Origin of the sequence: Candidatus Methanosphaera massiliense, from assembly GCF_028890305.1 — an archaeon.
Lineage (GTDB): Archaea > Methanobacteriota > Methanobacteria > Methanobacteriales > Methanobacteriaceae > Methanosphaera > Methanosphaera massiliense.
In genome coordinates this window covers 1,553,066-1,578,240 of the sequence record NZ_JARBXM010000001.1, presented here as the reverse complement: position 1 = coordinate 1,578,240, position 25,175 = coordinate 1,553,066, and the positions used below count along the sequence as shown (strand labels likewise).

At 29.7% G+C, this 25,175-nt stretch carries 32 protein-coding genes; 5 read left to right on the top strand and 27 right to left on the bottom strand.

Annotated features, from left to right (window positions below):
- Positions 1-76 precede the first annotated feature (76 nt).
- From OTK55_RS07575 to OTK55_RS07565, 3 genes are all read right to left on the bottom strand, one after another.
- On the bottom strand, positions 77-751 hold the full coding sequence (locus tag OTK55_RS07575; RefSeq protein ID WP_274871599.1) for an MBL fold metallo-hydrolase: 675 nt from the start codon (positions 749-751) through the stop codon (positions 77-79).
- Between the two features lie 154 nt (positions 752-905).
- Positions 906-2,486 carry a thiamine pyrophosphate-binding protein gene (locus OTK55_RS07570; RefSeq protein ID WP_274871596.1) on the bottom strand — a complete coding sequence of 527 codons (1,581 nt, stop codon included), beginning with the start codon at positions 2,484-2,486 and terminating at the stop codon, positions 906-908.
- Positions 2,487-2,954: a dCTP deaminase gene (locus OTK55_RS07565; protein ID WP_274871595.1), complete on the bottom strand. Its 468-nt coding sequence runs from the start codon at positions 2,952-2,954 to the stop codon at positions 2,487-2,489. It lies immediately after the preceding gene.
- A gap of 393 nt (positions 2,955-3,347) precedes the next feature.
- On the opposite strand from OTK55_RS07565, the gene OTK55_RS07560 reads away from it, so the two are divergent.
- Entirely contained in the window at positions 3,348-4,160 is an 813-nt protein-coding gene (locus tag OTK55_RS07560) for a DUF368 domain-containing protein (protein WP_274871789.1), read from the top strand.
- A gap of 120 nt (positions 4,161-4,280) precedes the next feature.
- Here OTK55_RS07560 and OTK55_RS07555 read toward each other — a convergent pair whose 3' ends face one another.
- From OTK55_RS07555 to OTK55_RS07535, 5 genes are all read right to left on the bottom strand, one after another.
- Complete coding sequence (locus OTK55_RS07555) at positions 4,281-4,613, bottom strand: hypothetical protein (protein ID WP_274871594.1); 333 nt, start codon at positions 4,611-4,613, stop codon at positions 4,281-4,283.
- A gap of 134 nt (positions 4,614-4,747) precedes the next feature.
- Positions 4,748-4,942, bottom strand: a complete 195-nt coding sequence (locus tag OTK55_RS07550; RefSeq protein ID WP_274871592.1) for a hypothetical protein — start codon at positions 4,940-4,942, stop codon at positions 4,748-4,750.
- Complete coding sequence (locus OTK55_RS07545) at positions 4,942-5,097, bottom strand: hypothetical protein (RefSeq protein WP_274871591.1); 156 nt, start codon at positions 5,095-5,097, stop codon at positions 4,942-4,944. The genes OTK55_RS07550 and OTK55_RS07545 overlap by 1 nt, the downstream gene beginning before the upstream one ends.
- Before the next feature lie 148 nt (positions 5,098-5,245).
- Positions 5,246-5,911: a hypothetical protein gene (locus tag OTK55_RS07540; protein ID WP_274871590.1), complete on the bottom strand. Its 666-nt coding sequence runs from the start codon at positions 5,909-5,911 to the stop codon at positions 5,246-5,248.
- 29 nt (positions 5,912-5,940) lie between these two features.
- Complete coding sequence (locus OTK55_RS07535) at positions 5,941-7,152, bottom strand: chitobiase/beta-hexosaminidase C-terminal domain-containing protein (protein ID WP_274871589.1); 1,212 nt, start codon at positions 7,150-7,152, stop codon at positions 5,941-5,943.
- Between the two features lie 444 nt (positions 7,153-7,596).
- Between OTK55_RS07535 and OTK55_RS07530 the strand changes: the two genes are divergently transcribed.
- Positions 7,597-8,274, top strand: a complete 678-nt coding sequence (locus OTK55_RS07530; protein WP_274871588.1) for a class I SAM-dependent methyltransferase — start codon at positions 7,597-7,599, stop codon at positions 8,272-8,274.
- Positions 8,275-8,441: 167 nt separating this feature from the next.
- Here OTK55_RS07530 and ftsY read toward each other — a convergent pair whose 3' ends face one another.
- From ftsY to OTK55_RS07435, 19 genes are all read right to left on the bottom strand, one after another.
- Positions 8,442-9,263 carry a signal recognition particle-docking protein FtsY gene (gene ftsY, locus OTK55_RS08630; protein ID WP_407652440.1) on the bottom strand — a complete coding sequence of 274 codons (822 nt, stop codon included), beginning with the start codon at positions 9,261-9,263 and terminating at the stop codon, positions 8,442-8,444.
- A 1,154-nt stretch (positions 9,264-10,417) separates the two neighbouring features.
- Positions 10,418-10,837, bottom strand: coding sequence for a prefoldin subunit alpha (pfdA, locus tag OTK55_RS07520; protein ID WP_274871586.1), 420 nt, complete (start codon positions 10,835-10,837; stop codon positions 10,418-10,420).
- Between the two features lie 38 nt (positions 10,838-10,875).
- Positions 10,876-11,100 carry a 50S ribosomal protein L18Ae gene (gene rpl18a, locus OTK55_RS07515; protein WP_274871585.1) on the bottom strand — a complete coding sequence of 75 codons (225 nt, stop codon included), beginning with the start codon at positions 11,098-11,100 and terminating at the stop codon, positions 10,876-10,878.
- Entirely contained in the window at positions 11,097-11,771 is a 675-nt protein-coding gene (locus OTK55_RS07510; protein ID WP_274871583.1) for a translation initiation factor IF-6, read from the bottom strand. The genes rpl18a and OTK55_RS07510 overlap by 4 nt, the downstream gene beginning before the upstream one ends.
- A 236-nt stretch (positions 11,772-12,007) precedes the next feature.
- Entirely contained in the window at positions 12,008-12,253 is a 246-nt protein-coding gene (locus OTK55_RS07505; protein ID WP_274871581.1) for a 50S ribosomal protein L31e, read from the bottom strand.
- Between the two features lie 51 nt (positions 12,254-12,304).
- Positions 12,305-12,460: a 50S ribosomal protein L39e gene (locus OTK55_RS07500; protein ID WP_274871579.1), complete on the bottom strand. Its 156-nt coding sequence runs from the start codon at positions 12,458-12,460 to the stop codon at positions 12,305-12,307.
- Positions 12,453-13,043, bottom strand: coding sequence for a DUF7411 family protein (locus tag OTK55_RS07495; RefSeq protein ID WP_274871578.1), 591 nt, complete (start codon positions 13,041-13,043; stop codon positions 12,453-12,455). The genes OTK55_RS07500 and OTK55_RS07495 overlap by 8 nt, the downstream gene beginning before the upstream one ends.
- 32 nt (positions 13,044-13,075) lie before the next feature.
- Positions 13,076-13,429 carry a DNA-binding protein gene (locus OTK55_RS07490; protein WP_274871576.1) on the bottom strand — a complete coding sequence of 118 codons (354 nt, stop codon included), beginning with the start codon at positions 13,427-13,429 and terminating at the stop codon, positions 13,076-13,078.
- A 51-nt stretch (positions 13,430-13,480) separates the two neighbouring features.
- Positions 13,481-13,918, bottom strand: a complete 438-nt coding sequence (locus OTK55_RS07485) for a 30S ribosomal protein S19e (RefSeq protein ID WP_274871575.1) — start codon at positions 13,916-13,918, stop codon at positions 13,481-13,483.
- A 62-nt stretch (positions 13,919-13,980) separates the two neighbouring features.
- Positions 13,981-14,211, bottom strand: a complete 231-nt coding sequence (locus OTK55_RS07480; protein WP_274871788.1) for a YhbY family RNA-binding protein — start codon at positions 14,209-14,211, stop codon at positions 13,981-13,983.
- A 60-nt stretch (positions 14,212-14,271) separates the two neighbouring features.
- The gene (locus OTK55_RS07475) at positions 14,272-14,538 is read right to left on the bottom strand and encodes a ribonuclease P protein component 4 (RefSeq protein WP_407652439.1); all 267 of its coding nucleotides are present in this window, start codon (positions 14,536-14,538) and stop codon (positions 14,272-14,274) included.
- A gap of 353 nt (positions 14,539-14,891) precedes the next feature.
- On the bottom strand, positions 14,892-15,437 hold the full coding sequence (locus tag OTK55_RS07470) for an adenylate kinase family protein (RefSeq protein ID WP_274871573.1): 546 nt from the start codon (positions 15,435-15,437) through the stop codon (positions 14,892-14,894).
- A gap of 100 nt (positions 15,438-15,537) precedes the next feature.
- Positions 15,538-16,737 carry a threonine synthase gene (gene thrC, locus OTK55_RS07465; protein WP_274871572.1) on the bottom strand — a complete coding sequence of 400 codons (1,200 nt, stop codon included), beginning with the start codon at positions 16,735-16,737 and terminating at the stop codon, positions 15,538-15,540.
- Between the two features lie 476 nt (positions 16,738-17,213).
- On the bottom strand, positions 17,214-18,053 hold the full coding sequence (locus OTK55_RS07460) for a hypothetical protein (protein ID WP_274871569.1): 840 nt from the start codon (positions 18,051-18,053) through the stop codon (positions 17,214-17,216).
- Positions 18,054-18,260: 207 nt separating this feature from the next.
- A complete protein-coding gene (locus OTK55_RS07455) occupies positions 18,261-18,464 on the bottom strand; it encodes a hypothetical protein (protein WP_274871567.1) in 204 nt (67 codons plus the stop codon).
- Positions 18,465-18,497: 33 nt separating this feature from the next.
- Entirely contained in the window at positions 18,498-19,085 is a 588-nt protein-coding gene (locus OTK55_RS07450) for a TIGR00267 family protein (protein WP_274871566.1), read from the bottom strand.
- Positions 19,086-19,135: 50 nt separating this feature from the next.
- Positions 19,136-20,344 (bottom strand): hydroxymethylglutaryl-CoA reductase (NADPH), encoded by a 1,209-nt coding sequence (gene hmgA, locus OTK55_RS07445; RefSeq protein WP_274871565.1) that lies wholly within the window; start codon positions 20,342-20,344, stop codon positions 19,136-19,138.
- Positions 20,345-20,570: 226 nt separating this feature from the next.
- The gene (sucD, locus tag OTK55_RS07440) at positions 20,571-21,434 is read right to left on the bottom strand and encodes a succinate--CoA ligase subunit alpha (RefSeq protein WP_274871564.1); all 864 of its coding nucleotides are present in this window, start codon (positions 21,432-21,434) and stop codon (positions 20,571-20,573) included.
- Positions 21,435-21,710: 276 nt separating this feature from the next.
- Entirely contained in the window at positions 21,711-22,436 is a 726-nt protein-coding gene (locus OTK55_RS07435; protein WP_274871563.1) for a hypothetical protein, read from the bottom strand.
- A 256-nt stretch (positions 22,437-22,692) separates the two neighbouring features.
- On the opposite strand from OTK55_RS07435, the gene aroD reads away from it, so the two are divergent.
- From aroD to aroC, 3 genes are read left to right on the top strand one after another with little or no spacing between them, the layout of a single operon-like run.
- Positions 22,693-23,388 carry a type I 3-dehydroquinate dehydratase gene (gene aroD, locus OTK55_RS07430; RefSeq protein WP_274871561.1) on the top strand — a complete coding sequence of 232 codons (696 nt, stop codon included), beginning with the start codon at positions 22,693-22,695 and terminating at the stop codon, positions 23,386-23,388.
- Positions 23,389-23,397: 9 nt separating this feature from the next.
- Complete coding sequence (locus tag OTK55_RS07425) at positions 23,398-24,048, top strand: ATPase (protein ID WP_274871560.1); 651 nt, start codon at positions 23,398-23,400, stop codon at positions 24,046-24,048.
- Positions 24,049-24,077: 29 nt separating this feature from the next.
- Positions 24,078-25,175, top strand: a complete 1,098-nt coding sequence (aroC, locus tag OTK55_RS07420) for a chorismate synthase (protein WP_274871559.1) — start codon at positions 24,078-24,080, stop codon at positions 25,173-25,175.

The following is a 25,175-nucleotide window of genomic DNA, read 5'->3' as shown; positions in this document are numbered from 1 at the left end:
TAATTCTATCAAAAAAATAGTATTAGAAAAAGTGTAATAACTTATTCTAATTAAAAACTAAACTCCTTTTATTGTTCTACAGGGACCGTTCTCTTCTTTTACTAGCATTATCTATAGCTTCATTAATATCCTCATCTACTTTGGATGATATTGAGCCATGACCTGGAAGTATCATATCTACTTTCAATGTTCTTAATATAGATAAACTATTTATATATTCACCATAACTGCCTGATGTACCTGTATCTGATATTTTGCCTCTAGCAAATACAGTATCACCAGTAAATAATAATCTTTTTCTTGGTTCATAGAAACATACACAGCCAGAAGTATGTCCTGGAGTATATATAGTTCTTATAAACCAGTCCCCTAATTCTATTACACTATTATTTTCTAACCATGAATGTACCTCATATCCTTTTAAATCATGATCATTTCCACGACAATGCAGAATCTCTTTGTCTTGATAAATTATTTTAGTAGCAGCATATCTATGTGCCATAATCATACTATAATTCTGGAAGTATTTGTTAGCACCAATATGATCAGCATGCTCGTGGGTATTAAGAACAATATCAATATCTTCCGGACTAACACCTATTTCTTCTAAATTTTCTTTAAGAATAGGATATTTCTGGTATAATCCAGGGTCAATCAGAATATTCTTCTGATCATCTAATATTAAATAACTTGTACAACTAGGTCTTTCTGTTTTAATCTTGTATAATGAATCTTTTATTTTCTCATACATTAATCTCATCTGTTAACTACATTAATAAAAAATGAATTATTTTATAAATCAAGAAAGTTTATAAGTAAAGTTATTGTTTCTATAATTTATAAAGGTTATTTTTTAGGGGAGGTTATAAAAGTATTCACATGGTATTATTCAACCATGAAAAATATTAAGGTAGAGGTATGTGAAGATCATCTACATTTATATTGAATAAATGAGGTTTTTTAGCTTTTATAGCTTTTTCTAGTTTTGATTCTAATTCGTCATATGATTTTATGTCATCTGCTTCAATATTATATGCATGGGCTAGTTTTACAAAATCAGGATTATCAAGGTCAACCTGATACTTTGGTATACCTGCCATGTCCTGCCATTGTTTTATTATTCCCAATAGACTATTATTTATTACAAATATTATTATTGGTAGTTTATATGTACTTATCACAGCTAATTCCTGAATAGTCATCTGTATTGACCCATCTCCGGTAGTGGCAAATATTATATCATCTGGTCTTGCAAATGATGCTCCAATACTTGCAGGTAATGAGTAGCCCATCGGTCCTAATCCACCGGAAAATAGCATCTGTGAATGTTTTGTTAGTGTTGAATTTATTGTGAAGTATGTTGGTGTTGTTCCAGCATCTAATATAATTGTTGTATTATCATCTGCTTTTTTCAGAATTGACTGTACTACTTTTTCAGGATGTAAGTATTCAGTCTCAGCATAGGTTTTCTTTGTATTTTCTTTCTGATTGTCTATTCGTGTTTTCCATGTATTGTCTGTTATTGGTAGTTCTTGTTTGTTTAGTTCGTGTAGGAATTCATTTACATTGTTATTGTAGAAATATTTGGCATTGTTTTGTTCTTTATTTGTGTTTACCTGTATTATATTATCAGTATTTATATGACTTATTGTTCTGTCACATAATCTTGTTGCCAATGCAATTATCAGGTCTGCATTTTCTGAGGCATAGTTTGCCTTGGCTGTTCCTCTGTTTCCTATTAATCCTAGATTTTTAGGATTGTCTTCTGGTATTATACCTCTTGCAGGGTATGTTGTTGTAACTGGTATTTTTGTCTTGTTAACAAATTCATTCACTTCATCTATTGCATCTGAGTATATTATTCCAGAACCTAGTATAATTAATGGTTTTTTTGATTCTTCTATTAGTTTAAGGATATGTTTAATATCATATTCTGATGGGGCTTTTATTTTCTGGTTAGTTATTACCTTGTGGTCTATATTTAATTGTTTTTTTTGCACATCTTTCGGAATATTGAGATGATATGGTCCAGTAATTCCTTCACTATTACGTGAAAAAATCTCACTAATGTTATTTTCAATTTTCTCTGATGTTGTAGAATTAAATGACTTTATGGTGATAGGCTTAAAAACACAGTTTAAGTCCAGGTCTTGAAATGTATCTTGTCCTTTCACAGTTTTTGGAACATCACCCGTAATAACTAGTAATGGTACATTATCCTTATATGCTGCTGATACACCCATTACAAGATTCATTGCTCCAGGACCAGCTGTTGCTAAGCATACACCATAATTACCAGTTATACGAGCATATGCATCAGCCGCATGTGCTGCTGCTTGTTCATGTCTCATAAGCACATGTTTTATTTTTGATTTTCTTAGAGCTTCATAGATGGGCAGTACTTGTTCGCCAGGATAACCGAACACGTATTTAACACCATTCTCCTCTAATTTATTTACTAAATATTCAGCTATGTTTATATTCATTTATTCACCTTTTTCTTCTTGGTATGATCCGTTATATTCTCCGGATCCTTTTACTGGAAATACTACGGCCTGTGCTATACGTTCACCTTTTTTTATTTTGTATGGATACTCTCCATTGTTTACTATTAAAAATTGTAATGTTCCATAGAATCCTGGGTCTCCTACAGCAGTATGGACTGATACGAATGAGCGTAGCAGTGTTGAACGTGGAAGATATAGCATTGTATAACCTTTTGGTATGTTAATTTTACCTTCTATTGTGACGCTGTATGCTGTTTTAGGCTCTAGTGTGTATATGTTATTTTCACATTCTACTTCTTTAAGATCGGGGAGATTTTTATGATTGTCTAGTAGGGAGCCTGATCCTACTTGTTTGTATAATTTATCCATTTTAAGGTCTATGCCTGATGGCTGTATTGAATCTGAGTATTCTGGAAATAATTTTAGTAATTCTTCTTCGCCTAACATGTTACCATTTCTCCATTATTAGTTAATATTATATTTTTTATTTATTATATTCATGTTATTAATACTGTATTAAAAAAATAGTGTTTATTTCATGAACTATATTTCATGAATATAGAATGATTATTTAGGGGTATTTAAGTAAAATATCTTATAATAATTAAGTATATTTAATTTTAAAGACTATTCTTATTCTTTATTAGAAAAGCTTTATATTCTTGAAAATTAAATATATAATACGATTCTTATTAAGTTAACATCAAATATGAATTTATGAAATTATATCATATGATTTTCTTATAGATGTGATTTATTTTAGAATTAAAAACTTTTGGAGAAAAATTATATATGGTAGAATTAAAGTATATGCTTGAAATATTTCTGCGTGGATTATTGATGGGTACATCAGATATCATGCCGGGAATTTCAGGTGGAACAATAGCACTTATCACAGGAATATATGATAAGTTGATTAGTTCAATAAGTAATATTAAATTACTTTTCTTAAAGCCATTATTAAAGGGTGATATAAATGGTTTTAAGAACCAGTTATTAGAAGAAGTAGATTTTGAATTTTTTATACCTCTAATATTAGGTATTGGTATAGCTATGATAATCATGGCGGGCATAATTAATTTCTTATTAACTGATTACGCAGGATTTACATATTCCTTTTTTGCAGGATTAATTCTAGCATCAATATACATATTATATAAACAATTAGATGCATTTAACATAAAAGTTATACTAATAACAGTGATATTTGCAATTCTAGGATATGTATTTGTAGGATTAAATCCAGTGCAGACAGCACATTCACTACCTGTTCTATTTGTATCAGGATTCATAGCTATATGTGCTATGTTACTACCAGGAATATCAGGCTCTTCATTACTATTACTACTAGGACAATATGAATACATGATAAATGCATTACATACCCTAGCAATGGCTGATATCATAGTGTTTATTGTGGGAGCTATCCTAGGATTTATGGGAATGTCAAGAGTAATTAAATATCTATTAGAAAATCATAAATTATCAACAGTTGCAGCACTTATTGGTATAATGCTAGGTTCAATGAGAGTACCACTCCAGGAAATTGTAGGAGTACCAATGACATCAATACCAATATGTATAATCATAGGAATAATAGGAATGGCAATTGTATTAGTAGTAGAACTAAACTCAAACTATGAATTAATTTAACTAAACTCCACATTTAACTTTCTTTTTTTTAATATTTTCGTAGAAATAGTATAGCGTTATATAGAATAATATTTTTTCACAGCTGATAAAAATAAAAAAAAGTAGGGGGAGTGTATGGAATTAATGAAAATTAATATATGTTCCTATGGTGCAATTGAGTATAAAACCCAAGAAGAATAGAAATGTTATCCCATTCCATGTCTTAAAATCAATAGGAAACAACCTGTCCCATACATCAGGAAAAAGCATAATCACTGATATAAAAATACCCCATAATAATAAAGGAGAGATAAATCCTCCAGCATAACTTCTCATAGAACCTATATAAACAGGTAGAGCTCCTGCTAACACGGCAAGAAGGAGATATCTGTCTGTAGAATAACGACTTGAATCAAATTCAAATAAAATACTTAAATATGATTTAGGTTTAGGTAATCCTCTAACACTAAACACCTCCTTCCTAATATACATTATGAAAATAAGAAAGATTACATAAGCATTTGAAAAAATAACACCGTAAAACATTGGATCGTTTAAACCTAATAAAATCGCTGTAATATTTATCACGAAAATAATTAAAGAATATACTACGTAAATAAATATCCTATTCTTGTCCCATTATAATTAATTTCCTGTGGGTCGTGTGGTATATCTATATCTATATCATATACTGTTATTCCACACATTTCACCTAGAATACTAAAAAATTTAGGATGTTTTAGATTAATATCAGCTAATATCACTGTGGGAATCACGAGAATGAGAAAGGATAACCAATCCATCATATCACCATACTTATTTTTTTAGCTTCTGGGTCTCCAGATACATTCATATATCTTAAAAAATCTTTTAGTTTACTACTTGCCACTTTATATACTATGGTATCATTATTTACATTTATATATGAATAATTTACGTTTATAATCATGATTATCATTTTATTGCTTCTCTTGTAGTATTATATATAAAAATATTTCTCTTTTTTACTAACAATGATTTATATTAAATCACTCTTTTTTTGATTAGAGTTTTACTAATTATAATATTAAAATTACATTTATTGTCTTTTAATGATTTTCTATTTATTAAATAGTTAATGATATAATTTTAAATGTAACTAAATAAAATGGAATATTCCATAATAATAAGAAAAACCATCCCTTCCATGTTTTTAAATTAACAGGTGAAACTCTTTGAAGTTTATCTGGAAATAAGAATAATGTAGTAATAATAATAGACCATATAAATAGGGCTATATTACCTCCTAAACTCATCAAAAATGGAATACCACTAGTTAATGTGATGAGAAGGATATAACGGTCAATAGAATAATATTCTGGTTTATATTTGAATATTTTTCCACCTTTAAACACGTGTTTTTCACCATAAATACTTCCAGGTAAGCCCATTACATCAAACACGTCGCGTCTAAGATATATTATTGTAATAATATATAAACTATATCCTAATATTAGTATAAATATGAGCGTATCCTTGTCTCTTACGCACAGGTAGTATCCTCCCCATATAATAAGTAATATCAAACAAATAACTGAGTAAACAAATAAATATCCCACCGTTGTCATTTGATCATTAACATACATATCCTTATAAGTTTCACTAATGTCCTCATAATATACTTTTACACCTATCTTTTTACCCAATCTACTAAAAAATATTGGATATTCCTGACTGACTATACCTAAAAATAATACTGGTATAATCATAATAAGAAATGTCAATAAATTCATCAAAATTAACTCCGATTTTTTGTTAGACTTTATTCTCCAGGTACTTTCATATATCTTAGATAACTTTTGAGTTGATCACTAGCAACTTTATTTATTTTTTGGTAGGGTATGGATATTGTGTATGTGTAATTTGTTATTGGTCTTGTTCCTTTTGTTGGCGTGTATTCAATGGATGATGCCATTTCTCTTGTTATTTTATGTTTACCTGTTATTATTAATTGTGTGTCGTTTGTTGTATCTATTTCTGAGATATATTTCCTGTGTACTGCATTGTTTTTTCCTTTGTAGCTATAGTATTCTATTATTGTAGGCTGGTTACTTTGTATCATTATCTGTTGATGGTTGTTTGAATATAGTTTTGTAGTATTATAAACAGTTAATACTGGTCTTTGACCAGTGTATCTCGGTGTTTTATATGTGTAAACAGTGGAAGTATATCCTTCTAAATTATCTATTGTATAATAGTTTAAAGTATTATCTCTGGTAATATAGAAAGGTTTAGTATACTTAATTCTATTGTTATTTTTTTTAGGGTTTGATCTATCTGTAGTGTAGTATATTGTCACATTATTCCAATTTGACTTAAATGTTATATTTTGTCTATTATTGACTAAATCTGTGGTAGGAACAACTACAGAAACAGGAGGTGTTATTATTTGTGCGGATTGATATTTTATAGGTGTGGATGTTATTCCTGTTTTAGTAATAACTATTGCTTTAATTTGAGTTTTCACATATATCTTTAATACTTGTCCATTGGTATACACACGGCTATTTTTAGTTGGTGTTGATCCATTACGAGTATAATAGATGGTACCTTCTACATTACTGGACATTGTAATATTAAGCGTATTGTTTCTTATTTCACTAACTTCATGAACTACAACGTTAGGTGCATTATTAGAATTACGTGTAATATTTGAATTACTATTTGTCTTGTTATTATTTGTCTTATTTATTTTAATGTTTTTTGAAGTATTATTATCTTTTTCATAATTTGAAAATGAATTATCTTTGAAATTTTCATCATGAAAATATTTACTATCTTTATTTGAGATTTCTCTAATAGGCATATTACTATTTAAATCCTCAGTATCTTCCAAATTAATTTTTTCATAACTTGAAATATCAGAATTACTTTTATTCATATTACTAGAATTTTCTAAATTATCTGCTGATACAGCAGAAATTGTGCATAAAAGTAGTAATAGTATTATGGTTATTTGAAATATTTTTTTCATTATATTATATAACTCCATAATTGAATTAATAAACTAAATTTAACTAAAAATTAAAATCAATTAAATATTTGTTTATAATGATATAAAAATTCTTGTGTACCTGTTATTTTAGATAATAGATAATCTCTATTATTGAATGGGGCATATAATAAACATGTTTTTATTTCATTTATAGATTTTTATAATGGTTTATTTTTTAAGATTTCTTCATATTTTCTAGAGAACATGTCTAATCATATTTTATTCGATTATTAATAGGGTAAAGATAATCCTAATTAATACAATTTCAAGAATAATATAAAGTAGAAAAAACATACTTATACATTGTAATAGAAGTATAATAATATAGATAAGAAATGTTCATCCACATAAAATGTGGAATTAAATACAATATACATTAATACAATTATTTTAAGAACTAACTAATAGGAGAACTTGAAGAACATGTCTGACTTAAGAGAACATTTTAACCAAGCAGCAGATGAATATGATAATTTAATTACAAAGACGTTAGTAAACTATGATGAAATGACAGATGCATTAATAAATGCTATACCTGATCAGAAAAGTCCAAGAGTTTTAGATCTTGGATGTGGAACAGGTAATATTACAGAAAAAGTTCTAAAAAGATTTCCAGATGCAAAAATTACCTGTTTAGATGTATCTGATAAAATGATAGATATTGCAAAGGAAAAATTATCAGATTATGATAATATTGAATATGTAAATGGTGACTTTACAATTGTAGATATAATCGATAAGTATGATGCAATTATATCATCATTAGCATTACATCATATACCATCCGATGAAGAGAAAAAAGAAATGTATCAACACATCTATGATGCTTTAAATGTTGGTGGAGTATTCTATAATGCAGATGTTATAAAACCTAACAGTGAATATAATCAAATACTCAATGAGAAAATGAATGATAAATATATGGAAGAACATGGAGTATCAAATGAACAAAAAACAAGTCATAAACAAGACAGAGAAAACAATGATGTACCATCAACATTAGTAACTCATATTAAACTATTAGAAGAAGTAGGATTCGAACAGATAGATGTAATTTGGAAATACTATGCTAATGCAGTATATGGTGGAACAAGATTATAATCTAATCTTTTCCCACTATTTACTATTTTTTTTATTAAACTACTAATTTTCTAACACTGAAATGCATATAAAATTAACTAATTTTTTTCTATAAATAAAGATAATAGACATTATATTAAAAAAAATATTAATAAAAAGATTGTGGAGGAGAAATATATACTTATTGTTTAAGCTTCAGCTTTTTCATCAAATATTTGATTAATCATCCATTCTGGTTTAAATTCCATTAAATCATCATATGATTGACCAGTACCAATGAATAATATAGGTTTATGAATAACATGACCTATAGATAGAGCTGCTCCACCTTTAGCATCAGCATCTGCCTTGGTTAATATGATACCATCAATATCAATTACTTCATTAAACTTAGTTGCTTGTTCTGTAGCATCATTACCCATTAAAGCATCACCAACATAGATAACAATATCTGGTTGAGATACTCTTTTAATTTTCTTCATTTCATCCATGAGGTTAACATTTGTCTGCATACGTCCTGATGTATCAATTAATACAACATCTTTATGTGTTGCCCGTGCATGTTCGACAGCATCATATGCTACTGCTGCTGGGTCAGAGTTACGTTCGTGTTTAATTATTTTCATGTTAAGATTATTTGCATGATGTTCTAATTGTTCTATAGCTCCTGCTCTGAATGTATCAGATGCACCAAATACTGAGGAGTATCCGTTCTTCTCAAGATACCTTGCTAATTTTGCAATAGTTGTTGTTTTTCCTGTACCGTTAATACCGACAAACATGATTTTGTATGGTTCGCCTTTTTGTTTTGATGCTTCAATATCTGCTAATAAATCATATGAACCATTATCTATAATTTCAGTTATAGCCTTTTTAAGAGCATTAGTAGTGAATAATTCCATATCTCCTCGACGTTTTATTTTTCTACCAACAAGGTCCTCTTTCATTGATTCTACTATTTTATCAGCAACATCAAATGCTACATCACCTTCAATTAATGATAATTCCAGGTCTTCAAGAATATCATCAATGTCATCTTCGGATATTGTTTTCTTAGTGATGAATGAGAATGTTCCACCTTCTTGTTCACCATCATATTTTAATGAATCCTCTTCATCTTCTTTATCGTTATCTTCATCTTCGTCTTTGTTATCTTCTTCTTTTTCTTCTTTTTCTGAATTATCTTTGTCTTTGTTTCTATGTAAGAATCCGAAATGACTTTTATTTTCTTTTTTATTTTCCTTTTCTTCTTCCTTGTTTTCTATTGGCTCTTCACTAGTTTCGATGATTTCTTTTTTGTCATCAGAAGACTTTTCTTCTTCAACTGATTCTTTTTTATCATTAACTGGTTCTTCAGGGGATTCAGATTCTTCTTTTTTTTCTTCTTTTTCAGAATCTTCTTTATTTTTATTTCGGTGTAAGAATCCAAAACGACTTTTATTTTCCTTTTTATCTTCAGATTCTTCTTTTTCGTTTTTTTCCTCTTTATCCTCTGTTTTTTCATCACTGGATTCGTCAATTGATTCATCAGAATTATCTTGTTTAGATTCTTCTACTTTTTCTGTAGATTCTCCTTTATTCATAGTTTCTTGTTCTTCAACATTATTTTCAGTATTTTCTTGTTCTAACTCTTCTTCAGGTATTGAATCTGATGCATCTTTTATAGTTTTATTTAACCTCTTTCGTAGAAAATCAAACAAATTTTTCACTTTCCTTATTTTGTTTTTTTTTTGGTGGATAGTTAGTTATTTATTTTTATGTAATTCATTTATAAAAAAAGTAATCATTTTAGATGGTATTTAAGAAACAAATTAATTATATTAAAGGGGTTAAAGGTAAATTAGAAAAAGAGAGAAGAAGACAATAATAAATTTCAAAGTAGACAGATATGTATCATACTTAACATCTGCATTTAGGTATGTACTCCTCTTCATCATCCTTTTTTTCTTTTTTATCTTCATTAATTGAATATTTTATGAAGTTTTTTATTTCTTTATTAATTTTATCAAACATAATAATCACTAGTTCTATTATCTAGTAACAATGTATGTTGTATTAAATATATAATGTTATTACAAAATTGTATAAAATAGAGTTAAAAGTAATACTTTTTTATGGGTGGTGAAAATAAAGAAGGGTAGAAAAGTGTTTAACTGAATATAATCTATTGTTGTACTCCAGTTTCTCTCATTAATTTTTCTGCTTCAGGTCTTTTCTCTGTAATGTACTTGTTAATGTTTTCTAATTGTTCAGTTAATGTTTTAATGAGTTTTTCTACTTCTTCACGATCTTGTTTAAGTGTTGATAAAGTTTCTTCTCTTGTTTTTTTGATTGCTACGCTAGAACCTACTCCTACTATAACATCTTCAGATTTAAGTTCTGCTTTAACAAAACATCCAGCACCAATTGGTAATAATGTTTCTTTACCTACTGAGCCAGCCATGTTATCAACAGCATCGTAAGCAGATCTAATATCAGCTAATGATGCATTTAGCTGTTCAAGTTGTTGGGCGATTGTTTCGCCCTGTTTTTGTAATTGATTAATTTCTGTAACCATTTGTTCTAATCTTTGTCTATCATCCATAAATAACACTCCACTATGTTAATGGTGAACAAATGCACTTATATTAAATCTCTTACAACAGGATCTGTAACTTCGTCTGCTGTTATTTCAGAAATATCGTCGAAGATAATTTGACTTCTGTTTAATCTGTGTTTACTACCAAATTCAGAAAGTAATTGTTCCTTTACATCTTCTTCTTTTGTAGCTTTTAATTCTCTTGTAAATGGTTTAGTTTTATCAATATCTAATAATTTTCCTTTTACTCTAAATATTTTTGTTTTCATAATGATTCCCCAAATAAATTGAATACTTGATCAATCCTTGCTAGTTCGGGTCCTGTAGTTTTATTTCCTACAATAACCCCATTAGAATTTGCAATGATACATGCTCCTACGAGTTTTACTCCACGGTTAACTGTACCAATTTCTGCAGGTACTCCTAAAACATCTTCTACTAAATCTAATTCCTCTTCAGATGCATCAGGATGTACTAATGCGCCTTTATTTGTTGCAGCTACTGCTGAACCAACAATATCTAATCCTGCAATTGAACTAGGAACAACTTCTACGTCAAGTGTGTCTCTAATTACTTTTTTTGCTCTATTGGATAAGTCTGGATTTATTATAGCACCATTATCATTTGCAACTATAATATTTCCTATTGCTGTTAATTTATCAGGCATAATTTCAACATTAATATCATGTTCACGAATAATATCTAATTCATGTGAAAAGACATATGGTGATACAAGTAGACCGTTAGAATTTCCAGCCATTAATGCTCCTGCTAGATTACTACCACAGATTGGTGTTTTGATTATTGGTACACTTAATGTTTCTTCAATATTTTTTAAGTATGAATCCTGGAGTCCCTGTGAAACTATAGCAACATTATCCTTTGCTAATATTGAAACACCTAAATTTGGGTTTCCATCAATGTCAAATCTTTGTATCATATTATTATACTCCATCTGTGTACTATTGCTATTAAAATATGTATCAACATAAATAAAATGCCCATCTCTAAAAACATTTTAATTATGTTTAAGTAGGTAGAGAGTTGATTAAGTTCTCCGTTACATGTATACATTATTATCTAATTCTTTAGTAACTCGTTTTTATATGATAAAGAAGTTAGATAACATAATAATCTCATAGTTAGCATTTACTAATTAAATTATATAATTTATTTCTATTCATCTATTAATGTAACTTCTACAGTTCCATCTTCTTCTACAGCTTTAACTTTTATTTTTGAAGGGATTTTTTCAATTCCTCTTTCCCAAATTTTTTCGTTAACTGCTTGATCAATGATAACATCTTCTGTTTTCATATGTTTTTGAATGAATTCTCTGATGTATCTCATTGCTTTTGGTGACCTCTTTGTTCTAGGTACTCTTTTTACATCTCTTAGTGGAATTGTGTAAATTCTTTCCATTCTTATACACTCCTATACAGTTTTAAAAATATAAAGTTTAAACAGCTAAGTTTATACTTTAATTTTGCTTCTACTCCATTGTCTAGCTTTTGGATGAGTTCTTAGTTTTCTTGATGTTTTCATCATTGCGAAGATAGGAACTCTTCTGTTCTGTTTTGTTTTTTTAGCTAATCTTATTTTTTTAGGTAATTGTTTATTTTTACTCATTTTCACGCCATCCTATTACTCTTGATTGTATGTGCTGTGGAAATATTTCATCAGTGTCGTATCCTTTTTCTTTTAATAATACTCTTATTTCCATTTCATAGTCGGAACTGTTATGAATATTACTTTCTCCTTTTTGGAGTTTGAATAATCTTTCACTAGTATCATTAATTGTCTTATAGCCTATACCGGTTAGATTTAGGTATTGGATGTTTTTACGGTCTTCCAGACTTTGAATTTCTGAGAATTTTAGTTTTGGAATTCTATCTTCTCTTCTTGTTCCATCGGCTATCACTTCATAATCATCAGCTAGTATTTCCAGTACTGTGTGATGTATATGATTTATCCCATTATTTGGAAAATTATCCTCTATTATCATATCCACTGCATCAGCCAGTATTTTCTGGTCTAGTTTTATAACTTTATGTTTAAATCCCAGGCTTTCTGCTGATTTTCTTGCAGGTATGCTTGAATCAAATTTGCCAAAGTTGATGGTTACTAGTTCGACATCATATCCGAGTTTATCAAGTATCACGGCCATTAATGAACTATCTTTTCCACCGCTATATAATACAGCTGCCTTCATTTGAACACACATATATTATATTTTTTGATAGATTATTTTCTTGTGATATGAATTTCACGTTTTTTACCAGTAGCTTGTATTAATATTTGTTTTAATGTTGCATCAGATACTGGTATTTTTATACGTCTAGCCTGAGCTAATTGTATCAGTTGCATTTCTATTGCACTTACAAAATCCGGTTTTGTTAATCGTAAGTTTGCGAGTCTTTGACGTGCTTCAGGTGTTAGGATTTGTCTCAACGCGTTTTTCTTCTCTTCCTCATATTTTTGTTGCATTTGTTGCTCTTGTTGGATTTGTTGAAGGTTTTGACCTTGCTGTTGTTGAGCAGCTAATTGTTGTTGTAGCTGTTGCATTCTTCTACGTTTAATTTCGTCAAGTTCACTCATTTAATACAACTCCTTAAAATTTTCATATCTAATATAAATAATACATTTTAATTAGTATTTTGATAATTCTGGAATATCTTTAACTAATTCAGCTGATTTTTTATCTAAGTATGATTGGCCTGCTGGTGTAACAATTCTTCCTTCTTCGGTTTGTTGTACGTATCCAGCATCTTCTAACTGTTGTAATGCGGTTCTTATGATAGATCCACTACCTTTTCTGAATTTTTCAGGGTTGGTTCCTCTATCTTTGTTGCCACCATATTTAGTTTGTAATCTGCTAATTCCTACAGGACCATCCACATATACTCTTCTGAGTAATGCAGCGGTTCTAACATACCACCAGTCTGGGTCTTCTGGTCTGCGTTCTTTGTGAACACCTGTTTTAACAAATAAAGTCCATGCAGGTGCGTTTATTTTATCATTTTCTTTTAATTCTTTACTTACTGCGCTAATTAAACTGTCAGCAGGTACATCAAATGCTGTTGTCATGGTTTAATTTGCCTCCTATTAAATTATAATGTTATTTAGTTGTGCACTATACTTTTTAGAGATTATTTTCTCTTATATAATACTGCAACATTACCCCTAACATCAACTAGTTTAGATCTTGTTTGAGATACAATAGTTTCTAAAAATTCATCCTTATTAGATGCAACAGTTCTAGAAAATCTTATTTTAACAATCTCATTATTTTTTAGCTGACGTTTAATTTCCTCAATAACATTATCATTAACACCATTTTTACCAATGTTAAGTTCAACTGCATTAAGGGAATTTCTCATTATTTCTTTTTTACTCTGGACTTTGCTCAAATTATCATTTCTCCTTCCATTAATTAAAACCTAATTTTTCTTATGAGTGTATGGCACTTTCGTTAAATTACCACATTCAAGACATTTTCTTGTAATGGTTTTATTTGAAAGTCTTACTCTTAAGTTAATTCCTGGTTTTAGGAATTTATTACAATTTTTACAAAACCTTCCTCGCCAATAATCAGGTAACGGTATATTATATTTAGTAGAGATATCACGAGTTAGCTTAACATAACGATCAGATCGTTCTGGGTGATCAGAAAATTCATTCTCTGCTTGTTCAAACAGTATCTGCATTCTCTCGAGTGCTATATTGTTTATCCAGTTAGGTCGTTTTCTTCTACTCAAAAATATCTAATCCTCTAAAAAATATAGAATATTCTTCTTAAGTGCAAGGAATGAAATTATGAAAAATACATAAAATCTAGATAGTAAACTTAAGAATAATAATATAATTTTTATATTTTATTATTTAAATACCTTCTGTTTTAAGGCTTTCAAAAAAAGAATTTAAACACATAATCCTGACAATTACATGTTTTTTTATATAAATTTCAATCTATTTTAAATAGAAAATATCTATTTCCACATCTTTATCAAAAAACTTTATATTCTATTAAATAAAGAAAAATAATAAAATTTTTTTTATACTAGTCAAGGTATGTGAAATATTCACTAAGAAAATCAACCTCACCTAAGGGATAAGTCTTTTCATCATTAATAATACTAATTAACACATCAACTACCTTATCAGGTGTTAAATTACTAGTGTCAACTTCCTGGACAATATCACCATAAGTATCATAGCTCTCACTAGTGCACACTCCTAATATCTCAGCAGAAACATTCTCATGAACCTTTCTATCAGGCCAGTCACGAGTATTAAGACGCATCTCTAACTTCTTAGGATCACATCTAAGCACTATAACTTTATCAGCATTAGGATAATCCTGTGCAAGATGACCCTCAAATATTATTAAATCATCAGAATACTTATCTTTAATACTATCAACAATAGGAATCATCTTCTCAGTATCAACAATTTTATAACCTCTAACCTCATCAATACCAAGATTCAAATCATAATTTTCTAGTAAACTATTGATACTAATAAGTTTAGCATCTATTTTATCTGCTAGTAATTGTGTGACAGTTGTTTTTCCAGTACCTGGAGTTCCAGTAACTATTATCATCATATTAATCAGAACAAAAAAAATAATTTTTCTTTTAGTTGAAAAGTTCTATATTCAATTAAAAAGTAAATGGTGTGGAAAAGAAAAGTATAAATTCCTTATTTTATAAGTTTTTTAAAACTTTTCTAATCTCATTAGGGTCTGATGATACAGGTGTAGGATCTTCACATGCTTCAATAGCTATGTTAGGATCTTTAAGAACATGTCCTGTTACAATACATACAACACGTTCACCCTTATCAATTTCACCATTTTCAACTAATTTCTTAAGACCAGCAATACTAGCTGCAGATGCTGGTTCTACACCAATACCCTCTGTTCTAGCAAGATACTTCTGTGCTGCAAGAATTTCATCATCAGAAACTGTTTCAGCAGTACCATTTGATTCCTTAATTGCTCTCATAGCTTTAACAGCACTTACAGGAGCTCCAATTCTTATAGCAGTAGCAATAGTATCAGGATTTTCTACTGGAGTTACAGTATCAGTTCCTGCTTTAACAGCATTTGCTATAGGTGCACTGTTTTCTGCCTGTATACCTGTCATCATAGGTGTGTCTTTTATGTATCCAGCATCTCTGAATTCAGTTATACCTTTCCAGATAGCAGAAATGTTACCTGCATTACCTACTGGTAGTATGATTCTGTCTGGTGATTGCCATCCTAAATCATGTACTACTTCAAATCCAATAGTTTTCTGTCCTTCTAACCTGTATGGGTTAATAGAATTTAATAAGTATAATTCACCATCTAATGCAAGTTCTGTAATTGTTTTTAATGCATCATCAAAGTTTCCATCAATAGCAAATACTTTTGCTCCGTGGAACATAGCCTGTGCCAGTTTTCCCAGTGCAACTTTACCTGATGGTAATACTACTGCACATTTTAATCCTGCACGTGCTGCGTAAGCTGATAATGAAGCTGATGTGTTACCAGTAGATGCACATCCGACCATGTTTACTCCGAGGTCTATAGCTTTTGTTGTACCAACACTCATTCCTCTGTCTTTGAAACTTCCTGTAGGGTTTGATCCTTCTACTTTAACATAGAGGTCTATACCTAATTCTTTTCCTATTTTATCACATTTACAGAATGGTGTTCCACCTTCATCAAGACTTACTCTGTTTTCAGCATTAACTGGTAAAAATTCTTTGTATTTCCAGATATTGTCTCTTCTATTTTCAAAGGTATCACGTGGAATATCGTCAACTTCGGTTTCTACTTCTAGAATTGATCCACATTTTTTACATGTATATATTATTTCATTATTATCGTATTCTTCTCCACAAGAAATACATCGTATCATCAAAATTCTCCTATAAAATTTAATATAGTTATTGTAAAAAAATAATTAGACTACTTACAATAATTTTTTTAGTATTATACTATATTTTTGTTGTATCTATTAATTATATTCATAGTATTATTTAGTAGAAATAGAATTAAATTTAATATAATAAAAATCAGTAATAAAATTTTTTGAAAAGTAAAAGTAGTATATGGGGCATGTAGCCTCTTTATTAATATCATGTGTGTGGTGAAAAGGATATTAATCTAGAATTTAACAACAATTATATGTCAAAAATTTATGGATATTATTTACTTTTTATGTCTTGATTCTATTCGGACAAACTACAGCATGCCATATACTAATATAGATATTAATTAGTAATCCTTTATAAACGTTTCTCTATAAAGATGTATTCAAAATAAGATATAAATAAAGTAATGCTAAAAAGAAGTTTTAAGAATAATTTAAAAAAATAAAAAAAGAATTAATAACTAGTTAATAGTTACATTCTGGTCATATATAGCATCTGTAGGGTCACTATTTAATACGTCATCATAGAATATTATTTCAGCTGTTTTAGGTACTGAATTCTGGTTATTAGTCATTGCTGTACCTGAGACTTTTATTTGTTGGTTTTCAGTAGGATTGTTTACATTCCATACTAGGGTGTTTTTACCTATTTGAGCATTATTACTATCATAGAATATTACTTCCATTTCTAAATAATCATATGCTTGTTTTGGTACGACATCACAGGATACAGTGTACATGGAATAACCATCACTAGTTATGGATACATTACTAACGTCTAATGTTTCAGTTTCTCCGAAATTAAAGGAACCACCGCTAGGATATGCAATTAATAGTATAGCGAATATTACTATAAATGTTATTATAGGTACTAACCATAATTTTTTATCAGATGGTACAGTAGTAGCCTGTTGCTGTGATTCTTGATTCTGATTTGAATCTCCAAAGTAATGTACATTAGGAGCTGTAGTTATAGTAGTTTGGGTATTCATCTGTTTAGATTTATCTTTCTCTACAATTGCTAAAATTCCTGCTATTAAGTAGAATACAAAACCTATTATCCCAAACATACTAATAGATATTAGAACACATACTCCACTAACAATGTATTGTACTGCTGCAATTTTATAATCTTTATCAAATAGCCAGATACCCAGAAGTCCAAGAATACCTGACAATAATGCAGAGGTAGCTAGCACTGCTATTTCATCGGCAAATATTGACACGAAAAATGCAAACAATACACTAATTAGAGTAAATATTAATGCTACTATTGCTAACACGTAATTATACTTAACCATTATTTTCCCTCCTTTTAATCGATTAGTTTTTGATATAAATGTATGTTTGTTTATTATATGATAAAAGTATTTTCATAAAAATATTAAAACTATTGTTAGTAATTTAAGAGGTATCTTAATAGAATTAGAGTTTATATCTATTATATATTGTTTTATAAAAAAAAGATGTGGTGGTGATGTATGGTGTTTTTTTCCTATTTTCCTGGACTATAGTTTTGTTATATCTATTTCTTCTTTTGTGATTGAGTTTAGTTCATCGTCTTCTATTGTGTTTAGGATTATTTGGTCTGGATGGTATTGATCCAGTAATCTTTTATATTCATTGTTATCTGGTTTTTCTTCTCGTTTATAGTATTGATCGTTTATTATGACTTGTTCTTTTATTAGTGCTACATGGTATTTGTATAACATTTAATCACTCTATTTATAAGTTTTTTTTTAATTTTATCCGTGTCCTCCACCCATGAGATAGCTTATTATTACAATAAGAACACCTACACAAATGATTTGCAGTGCTGTTTTTGACATGCTTTCTTTTGATATTTTTCCTAGGTATGCTCCTAGTATTGCTAGCATGACAAAACATAATATTAGGTTTATGGTTACTGCTGTGTAGATATCACCACATACAAAGAATGGGATTGATGGTATGAATGATCCCATGAAGCTTGCACTTCCATGGGTTAACATACTCATGAATATACGATATCTTGCTTCTTGTTGGATTATTGTATCGTCTAGTTGACGTTCCTCAAGCATCATTTTATCTTCAAGTTCACGTATGGTTTTTCCTTCTTCTGCTCTTTCACCAACGTATGAACCAAATCCATTGGATAATGCGATAGCTATACCACCACTCAGACCTGTTAGTCCTACTGTTGAGGGATTTACATGTCCTCCTGATGCCATTCCCATTATTGCTGCTGTTAATGATATACTTAGCACTGTTAGTATTCCGTCGAGTGACCCTAGTGCTACGTATCTACTCATTTCAATATAATCATGTATTATTTTTCTTAAGGTTATCTTCATATAATCTTACTCTTATGATTTGTTAATTTTAAAGTTTTATTCTTTTTTTTTTATCGTCCTAGTTTTTTATGGGCTCTTGCTAAATGTCCTGCTGCTAGTGCTCCTATTAGTGATAGTTCTCCTGCTAGTACGGATCCACCTACTATTGAAGCATATCTTTCTACCTTATCTGAACCTTTAGCATCTAGTAGGTTTAGTGCTTCTGTTGCTGTTTCAAGTCTTGTACCTCCACCTACAGTTGCTACAGGTAGGTCGGGTAGTGTTATACTGAAGTATAGGTCTCCATCATTGTTTTCTGCTGATGTTATACCGATACTTCCTTCTACTACGTGTGCTGGGTCTTGTCCTGTTGCAATAAATAGTGCTGCTACTATGTTTGCATAATGTGCATTGTATCCGTAGCTGCCGGCTATAGCTGAGCCTAGTAGATTTTTTGCATAGTTAACCTCAACTATTGCATCAGTTGTTGTTTTCAGTGTTTTTTCAACTACTTCTTTTGGTACTACTACCTCTGCCACTACACTTTTTCCTCTTCCTTCTATGAGATTAAGTGCAGAGGGTTTCTTATCAATACAGAAATTACCGCTAAGTGCTAGTATAGAAATATCATTTTCTTTTTCAATATATTTTAAAGATTCCTCGGTAGCTATTGTTACCATATTCATTCCCATACTGTCCCCGGTTTCATATACAAATCTTGGATATACAAAACGTCCGACAATTGCTATTGGGTCTATCTTTAACAGTTTTCCATGACTAGTAGTGGATTCAGCTTTTTCTTTTATTTCATCAAAGTGCTCTTTTATCCAGTCTTTTAATTTTTTTGCATCAGTAACACTTTTTGTTTTTAACACTGGTGCTCTTGTCATCTGATTTGCAAGTATTGCAACATTACATCCACCTGATCTTCTTATTGCTGAGCATCCCCTATTAATACTAGCAAGTAATGCTCCCTCTGTAGTAGCAAGTGGTATGTATGTTTCTATTTCCTCATCTTCAGTATGTATTAACAGTGGTCCTGCTACTCCAACAGGTACCTGTACTGTACCTATAGGATTTTCAATATTCTTCTTTGAGGTATCTGTCATATCAATGGAATACTTTGAAATATGATTAAGGTCTACTCCAGTTTTATTTTCAATATATTTACGTCTAATATCTGTAGCATGATTAGCTGTATCAGTATATTTTTCTATTTCAAAAATTCTGATTTCACCAGAATCTAGTTTTTCTAATATTTCCTTTTCTGTTAAGTCCATAAAAATACACCAATTATTATTTTATTATGATTTATTTTTGTTTATTATATTATTAATATTCTAATAAAAAAATTATTTGGAAATATAAAACTGGATTGTAATATAATAAAATTTATCTATAATTAGATAGTTATTAAAAAAAGAAAGGAAGGTTAAATATAACTAGTTTTTAAAAAAAATTATTTTCAATCAATATTATAAAAGAGTTATATGGGTTATAAAATGTTTATTGTAACTCTTCTATTATTTTTACAATATCCTTTGGTGTGTCAGCAACGTGGACACCATGCTGTCTTAGTAATTCCTTTTTATTTTCTGCTGTACCATCTGTTCCCTCGATGATAGCTCCAGCGTGTCCCATACGTTTACCTAATGGTGCTGATACTCCTGCAATGAATGATACGATTGGTTTGGATAAGTGTTCCTCTGCATATTTAGCAGCTTTTACTTCTGGTACTCCACCAATTTCACCTAGCATAACAATTTGTTCTGTTTCAGGGTCGTTTTCAAATCTTTTAAGAATATCAATAAAGTTCTGACCAGTTACTGGGTCTCCACCAATTCCTACACCAGTACTTATACCATAGCCATCATCTGATATTTGACTTGCAATTTCATATGTTAATGTACCACTTCTGGACACTAATCCTATATGTCCTTTGTTAAAGATGTGTGTTGGCATAATTCCTAGTTTACCAACACCTGGTGTGATTATTCCAGGAGTATTTGGTCCTATTAGGATAGTATCATGTTCTTTTGCGTATTCTACAATTTCCATTGTATCATGTATTGGTATGTGTTCTGTGATGATTACAACTAAATCTAACTCTGATATTGCTTCAAAAGCTGCATCTTTAACAAATGGTGCTGGTATAAAAATAATACTAGCATTTATATCTGGAAAATCTCTTTTTATTTCTTCAATAGAATTATATACAGGTATGTCTTCAACCTTTTGACCAGCTTTACCAGGACTAGTACCTGCTACTATGTTTGTACCGTATTTTAACATTTCTTTAGTATGGAATCTTCCCTGTTTTCCTGTAATTCCTTGTACAATTGCTTTAGTTTCTTCATTTACTAAAATCACAAAAAGTCCCCCTTTAATGTAATGGATATAGAAAAATTTTTTAAAAACTAACTATATTGAATTGTATTTTAACAATTCTTTCATTACTTTTATATTTATCCTATTTTTATATTAAATGTTACTTATTTTATCTTTACTTGCATTAAAAAGTAGTAATGATATATATTAATTCCTATAGTCTTTTTAAGAAATCTTAAACAATATTTAAATTTTTCATGATTAACATAAATCATCACTTTAAAAGGAATAAAAAAATAGGAAGTTGAAATTAGAAGATTATTCTAGAATTCTCATTTTATAAGCTAATGGCTTAGCTAGATCAATAACATTACTATTCATAATTGCAGTCACACTGCAAATAACACTACCTGGAATAACATTAGCAGGAGTATGACGTTTAACTAGATAAGTATTCTTACTTCCAAGAACGGCACCAATCATAGCACCAGCAACAACACCAACATCCTCAACATTATTAACAGAAGCAACAACTACTGGGTCATCAGTTTGACTAGAAACATATCCTACACCAGGAATCTCACGTACCTCTTTAACACTACTACAAGCCACATCACCAACAGAATCCATACCAATAGCAGCTTTCATAGCAGAATTCGCAACCTTGTCAACAAAAGGCTCACCACAATACGTGTCAAAGGCAAGAATAACAGCATCAGGATAGAACTTCCTATCTAAATCAATACAGGCATATGAAATACCTTCACCAGCTTCACTGGGGCTGGAACCAACACCATTCAAATCATCAAAGCCCTCAGCATTATCATATAAAACATCGTAAATAGCCTTATTTACAGTTTCAAGACAATCATCATTAGTCACAGCGGTTATAACAATATCATCACCAGTAATATTACTTAATCTTGCAAATTCAGCGCCAGCATCCTCAATATTACTTAGATCAGCTTCGACATTATTAATAAGACTATCACTACAAGAAATATCATTATTTGAAATATCAATTCCAAAGCATACCATCTTCATAAAAAATTTACTCCTAAAAAATTTTTCTTACTAATAATAACTATGTATCCTAATAATAAAAACTAATCCCATAAAAAAAGTGAATAAAATAATTTATAGATTTTAACCATCATACTTTCTAAAGAATATGATAGAAGAAACAGGTAACATAAAATTAATATTCTCTTATACTAACTTTACTTTTTTTTTACAAAAAATTTTTTTTATTTGATTAATAGATATATTAATATTTACATAGTAATGAGAGAATGATAATTTGATTAAAAGGAGTGTAGTTAATATTTTTACAGGAGTTTGTGGATCTATAGTTGAGGAAAATGAGGATGATATAATTAATACATTTCAAAAAGCTATATCTTGTGATGTTGATTATGTTGAGCTAAGAGCAGATGTTATAAAGGATGTTACATCTGCAAGAGTATCATATATTATTAATAAAATGAAGTCCATATCTGATATTCCTATTATTCTTACTAATAGAACAAAAATTGAGGGTGGATTCTTCCAGGGAAGTGAAGAGGAAAGAATTAAAATTCTCAGTGATAATGCATGTTTTGTTGAATACACCGATGTTGAACTTAGCACAGAAAGTACATTAAGACAAAAAGTAATTGATAATGCAAATAAGACAATTATATCATATCATAATTTTAATGAAACTCCTTCTTTTGAATATCTTGAAAATATTGTAATAAAAGCCAAGAATATTGGTGACATACCTAAAGTAGCTGTTAAACCACAGAAACTAGAGGATACATTTATTTTATTAAAATTAATGATGAAATACAGGGATATGATTGGTATTTCCATGGATAAAATAGGTGCATATACAAGAGTTATTGGTCCTATTATTGGCGCTCCTATTACATATGCAGCTATTGATATCCAATCAGCTCCTGGACAATTAGATATAAAAACAACAGATGAAATTATTAGAAAGCTAAAATACTGATTTGATAGTATGAATGACGAAGAACGAATCATTATTAAAAAACTGAATAAGATAGGCGTAGATACTAGATACATTAGTCTATACAATAATAAAATATATATTAATAATCTAAAATTCTCTAAATTCTCAAGAAACAAGGAAGAAAAATTCCACAAAGAATATCCTGAAATAGAAGTGATAAGGTCAAAGATATTTCAGAAAATATGTATAAAAGCATCACGAACAATAAAAAATCAGGTTAAGCCACGTGATAAGATATACATAAGTGATGATTTAGCACCAGAGAATATATTATTACATGTATTATTAGAACCTTATCAGAGAAAATATGGAATAACAATAACAAGCAAAAAAGATAATGATACAATAAACGCAAATCCCAAGTATCTAGATAAATTTGCATTAGAATATATTAATTTAATGATATCTGGAAATAAAATAACAAACCATTACGAAGAAAATACAATATATCCATTAATGCATGTATCTTACCAGTGGATAATTGATTGGATAAACTCAACAGATATACAGCACACACAACCACAACAAGAAAATGATACCGCAGCAGACATACTAAACTTCCTAGAAAAACACATACCAAACGTAAATGAATCCATAAAACAATCAGTAACCTACCTAGATGATAACGCAATAGAATAAGAAAAATATTAGAATAGGAGAGTAAAAATATGGCAGCAAACATAACAGGAGAAATATTTAAAGTAACAACCTTTGGATTAAGTCATGGAACTGCATTAGGAGCAGTAGTAGATGGATGTCCGGCAGGATTACCATTAACAGAGGAAGATATACAAAATGAACTAAACAAGAGACGACCTGGAACAAGCAAGATAACAACAGCAAGAGATGAGAAAGATAAAGTAGAAATACTATCAGGAGTATTTGAAGGAAAAACAGATGGTACGCCGATAGCAGCAATAGTAAGAAACAAAGATCAAAGAAGTAAAAACTATGATAACCTAAAAAATAATCCAAGACCAGGACATGGAGACCTATGCTGGCAAGAAAAATATGGAAACTATGATTACCGTGGTGGAGGAAGAAGCAGTGGAAGAGTAACAATAGGTCATGTAATAGGAGGAGCAGTAAGTAAAAAACTCTTAGAACAATACAATATAACAACAACAGCACATGTAACAGCAATACATAATATAAAATCTACCAAGAAATACACACTAGAACAAATAAAACAAAACATCACAGAAAATAATGTAAGATGTGCAGATTCTGTAATAGCTGAGAAAATGGAAGAAGAAATACTAAAATATAAAAAGGAAGGAAATAGTGTTGGTGGAATAGTAGAAATAATTATAGATAACCTACCAATAGGATTAGGTCAACCAGTATTTGATAAAATAGATGGAGACCTTGCGAAGGCATTAATGAATATTGGTGCAGTAAAAGGAGTAGAAGTAGGTCTAGGATTTGAAAGTGCTACACTCACAGGAAAAGAGATGAATGACCAATACTACTTAGATGATGATCAAATAAAAACAAAAACAAATAATTCTGGAGGAGTATTAGGTGGTATGACCAATGGTATGCCTTTAATTCTAAGAATAGCTGTAAAACCAACACCATCAGTAAATGGAATACAGGATACTGTTAATCTAGAATACAGAAAAGAGACAACTATAGAAATAGAAGGACGTCATGACCCATGTATATGTCCTAGAATAACAACAGTAGCAGAATCAGCATGTGCAATGGTTATAGCAGACCATATGATAAGAGCTGGCCACATCAACCCTGATAGAATACAATAG